The sequence below is a fragment of the Blautia sp. RTP21359st1_E11_RTP21359_211015 genome (assembly GCF_040910705.1).
Lineage (GTDB): Bacteria > Bacillota > Clostridia > Lachnospirales > Lachnospiraceae > Blautia_A > Blautia_A fusiformis.
The window spans coordinates 1-4,308 of sequence record NZ_JBDGAB010000102.1 but is presented as its reverse complement, the minus strand read 5'-3'; the positions used below and the strand labels follow the sequence as shown (position 1 = coordinate 4,308).

General features: G+C 47.0%; 4 protein-coding genes. 1 reads left to right on the top strand and 3 read right to left on the bottom strand.

Features of this window, described 5'->3' with window-relative positions; translation table 11 throughout:
• Nucleotides 1-135 precede the first annotated feature (135 nt).
• Entirely contained in the window at nt 136-339 is a 204-nt protein-coding gene (locus tag AB5026_RS18650) for a hypothetical protein (protein ID WP_368214134.1), read from the top strand.
• A 152-nt stretch (nt 340-491) separates the two neighbouring features.
• Here AB5026_RS18650 and AB5026_RS18645 read toward each other — a convergent pair whose 3' ends face one another.
• The 3 genes from AB5026_RS18645 to AB5026_RS18635 form a co-directional block, all read right to left on the bottom strand.
• Nucleotides 492-734: a GIY-YIG nuclease family protein gene (locus AB5026_RS18645; RefSeq protein ID WP_022426137.1), complete on the bottom strand. Its 243-nt coding sequence runs from the start codon at nt 732-734 to the stop codon at nt 492-494.
• A gap of 340 nt (nt 735-1,074) precedes the next feature.
• Nucleotides 1,075-2,502, bottom strand: a complete 1,428-nt coding sequence (locus AB5026_RS18640) for a glycoside hydrolase family 32 protein (RefSeq protein WP_227589149.1) — start codon at nt 2,500-2,502, stop codon at nt 1,075-1,077.
• Nucleotide 2,503: 1 nt separating this feature from the next.
• The coding region (locus AB5026_RS18635) for a glucose PTS transporter subunit IIA (protein WP_368214133.1) at nt 2,504-4,308 on the bottom strand (1,805 nt) is incomplete at its 5' end.

The window sequence follows — 4,308 nt, the reverse complement described above, 5'->3', positions numbered from 1 at the left end:
GATTAAGCAAGAACAATTTGGGCAAAAACGCAATCAAAACATTTCGACAAAATCTGCACACTTTTTATCATACATAAATAGCAAAAAAATTGTAATAAATAACACTTTCTTACCCCTATAGTATGCTGTAAACTTATGAACAGAACACTACCTGAAGCAGAAAACACATCTGATGATCCGATTTCATCTGAACCGGAAGAAATACTGATGGACGAAAATACCCAGAAAAATCCGGAAAATCTTTTTGATTCCAATGATACCAATGTTGCTGCTGCAGGCAACGAAACAAATTATACTCTTGGCACAACACTGACTGCGGACATAAAGAATCGTCAGTAAAGCGGACATTCGCAATCCGCTTCGCTACTTGCTCATGAACGCAGTCGCTTCGCGATCTGTCAGTGGGAGCTTTCAACTCCCACTGACAGAAGCCCCCCTCACCCGCCGCTTAGTGCTCCGCGCACTTGAAGCGTGTGAATGCTTATCTGCGTTCAAAACTTCATCAGCTCCAGCTTCTTCTCTCTGGTCAGCTGCTTGATCCGGTACTCCCGGCTCATGGCCTCCTCCTTTGTGGCAAAGCCTTCGTAATACACCAGCTTCACCGGCCTTTTGGCCCGGGTATATTTAGCGCCTGCTTTGCCTTCATTATGGGCTTTCATCCGCCTGGCAAGACAGTTTGTCCACCCAGTGTAGAGTGTGCCGTCCGCACACTGTACGATGTATGTATAGTTCATGTCAGTTTCCCCTTCTGTAAAAAATTCCGGTAATATCCACACAGACCATTGTCGTCCTGCAAGACCGATGTCCCGGCAGCTGATATCCTTCCTTCTATGTAAAGACAGCCACCAGCATTTCTTCAGCAGCCATCCTTCTATACTCAAGCAGCCGGCACAATTCATGTATTTCACTTATAACAAAGATAAAGCAGGCTGGGATTCCGGCTGCGGATTTTCCCACCTGCTTTATTATACGGTCATTTCTTATTTCTGTGAATATGGAATTCACTGCATAGCTGCTCTATAGGTATTCGTATTCTGATCTTGCTGTATTTCCCGATCAATCAATAAGCCCAGCCTACTCCATCACATAATTCTTCAGCACATAAATCTTCCCATCACACTCCACAGCCTCCACCTTCACAGCCTGCTCCTGCGTTTCCGGATAATATCTGGAAGAGAAAACAACCTCTCCGCCATTCACATAGATTTCCACAGCTGTAGTATCCGCAAGAACTCTGATGCTTTCGATCACACCGGACGGAACATGCGCCTTACGTACTTTACGTCCGGCACCGGCCTTCTCGGAGAGAGTTAAGATCACATCTCCGTCCTGATATTCCAGGAAGAGATTTTCCCCAAGGCTTACTTTACCCTGCTCACCTTTTACCTGAACATCCAGATCAAACGGTCCATTCACCGGAATCTCCGCACTGGAACCGCTGACAGAAACGCCAGCCCTTCTCAGCCCGTTCAGTTCTTCCACCGGATACTGATAAAGCATTCCGTTTTTATACATAACTTCCCTTGGAACAGTCAGGCAATGCTGCCAGCCTTCGCTCTCTGCTGTAGGATTCACATACTCCTCATCTGCATCCGGCATTCCCATCCAGCCGATCAGGATCCGTCTGCCCTTTCCATCCTGGAATGTCTGGGGTGCATAGAAATCAAAGCCGTGGTCCCATTCCCGGAAAGCTTTTTCCTCCGGCTTTCCATCCTTCAGGATAAAGTATCCGGACTGATAGATGTTCTGAAAACGGAACTCTTCTCTGGTCAGTCCCTGGGGAGATACAGAAAGCACCTCCTGTCCCTCAAGAGTGAAAAAATCCGGGCACTCCCACATGTATCCGAATGCCTTCTCCGTAGTAAGCTCACCGTCAAATTTCCAGTTCTTCAAATCTTCGGATCTGTAAAAAAGTACGGCACCCTGGTCACTTTTCTGACGGCCGCCAAGGATCATCCGGTACTCTTCCCCCTCCTTCCAGACCTTCGGGTCACGGATGTGGCAGGTGTAATTCTCCGGATAATCCTCACAGGAAACTGCAACCTCCTTTGTTCCGAAATGAAGGCCGTCCGCACTCTCCACATGAAGAGTGCTAGACTGCCTTCCGTTATTGATATAATCATAATCTCCATCCATCTTGATGTTTCCTGTGTAGAAAAGATGAAGCTTATCTTTCTCCGCAATGGCAGAGCCTGAGTAAACACCATGACAGTCATAAATGCTGTCCGGCAGAAGCGGAACCCCTTCATATCTCCAGCTGATCATATCTTCACTGGAGTAATGTCCCCAGAATTTCAGTCCACCATTGGCCTCAAACGGAGAATACTGGAAAAACACATGATATCTTCCCTTGTACCAGCATAATCCGTTCGGGTCATTGAGCCATCCCACAGGCGGCATCAGATGATGGGTCAGACGGTTTGTCTGCATCGTCCTGGCAACTGCTGCCGTTTCCTCGATTTTTCGCACTTCCTCTGCAAGTACCTTGGTCAGAGAACTCATTTTATTTTACCTCCAGTACTTCAGAACCATTATTTACTGTTCCTTCTGCAAGCATTTTTACTTCTTCATAATCATCGGTATTGGTTACGATCAGCGGTGTGGTCACATCATAGCCGGCTGCCTTAATAGCATCCATATCAAAGGTGATCAGTGTCTGGCCTTTTTTGACCACGTCACCGTCCTTTACATGAGCGGTGTAGAATTTACCGCCAAGTTCAACGGTGTCAACGCCGATATGGATCAGCAGCTCCAGACCACTTTCTGTCGCAAGCCCGATGGCATGCTTTGTGTCAAAAATTGTAGAAACCGTAGCGTCACAGGGTGCTTTTACTTCACCTTTGGACGGAATCACTGCCATGCCCCTTCCAAGGACTTCAGATGCAAAGGTTGCATCCTTTACTTCTGAAAGCGGAATCGCAGTTCCCTCAAGCGGGCTGTAGAGGGTCTGTGCACCTGTCTCTGAAGTTTTCTCCTGGGCAATTTCTGCCGGAGCATCTGATTTTTTCTCTGCTTCAATATTTTTTTCAGTTGTTTCCTGTACTTCATCCTTATATCCGAACATCCAGGTAAGCACAAAAGCCACACCAAATGCGATGGCAAACATCAGGATATAACCAACTGGATTATTCAGGCACAGCAGGATTCCGAAGATACCGGTAACACCTGTTCCTGTGGCACCAAGACTGCTAATGGAGGCAAAAAGTGCTCCGCATGCACCACCCAGGCAGCCCATGATAAACGGCTTTCCGAAGCGGATGTTTACACCGAAGATTGCCGGCTCTGTGATTCCCATGCATGCGCTTAAGGCAGAAGGAACAGCCATGGATTTGATCTTCTGATTTCTGGATTTCAGGCCTACAGCAAGAGCTGCACCACCCTGTGCAATGTTAGCTGCAGATGCAAGTGGCAGCCAGTAGGTAACGCCGAATTTGGCCAGCTGTCCAAGGTCAATGATAGTGTACATGTGATGAACACCGGCAACAACAGTCGGTGCATAAAAGGCACCCATAATAAAACTTCCGATTCCAAATGGCAGTGCGATCAGCCACTGGATCCCATCCAGAAGTCCGTTCTCAACAGCTACGAAGATCGGTCCGATAATGGAAAGTGTAAGATAACCGGTTACAAAAACACTGACAAGTGGTGTTACAAAAAGATCGAACATTGCAGGTACGAACTTATGAAGTCTTTTCTCGATCTGTGCCAGTACCCATACTGCAATGATAACCGGGATCACATGTCCCTGATATCCCACCATGTCAATGGAGTAAAGTCCAAACCATACCTTCTGCGTTGCCTGCACACCCTCTGTTGCAACAGTCCAGGCATTCTGCAGATTTGGATGGATCATGATCATACCGATAACCGCACCCAGATAAGGGTTGGCACCGAATACCTTCGCACCACTGTAAGCGATAAGGATCGGCAGAAATGTATACGCTGTGTTACTGAAAAGCTGTGCAAATACATAAATGGAACCATTGGTGTTAATATTCAGGAAGCCGTTGTTTACCATGAAGTTCAGGGCTTCCATGATTCCCATCAAAAATCCGCTGGCTACGATAGCTGGGATGATCGGGACAAAAATATCTCCCAGTGTCTTGATCAGTCTCTGTATCGGATTAGCCTTGGATGCTGCCACCTTCTTAAGCTCATCCTTACTACTCTCTGATATTCCGGCGATCTGGATAAATTCATCATAAACCTTGTTTACAACTCCTGTTCCCAGGATGATCTGCATCTGTCCCTGTGCGAAAAACACGCCCTTCACACCGTCGATGTTCTCTACATATTCCTTATCCGCCT

Excerpts from the sequence above, each read along its gene's own strand:
- AB5026_RS18645 (WP_022426137.1), bottom strand. The coding sequence starts at position 734 with ATGAACTATACATACATCGTACAGTGTGCGGACGGCACACTCTACACT.
- AB5026_RS18640 (WP_227589149.1), bottom strand. The coding sequence starts at position 2,502 with ATGAGTTCTCTGACCAAGGTACTTGCAGAGGAAGTGCGAAAAATCGAG.
- AB5026_RS18650 (WP_368214134.1), top strand. The coding sequence starts at position 136 with ATGAACAGAACACTACCTGAAGCAGAAAACACATCTGATGATCCGATT.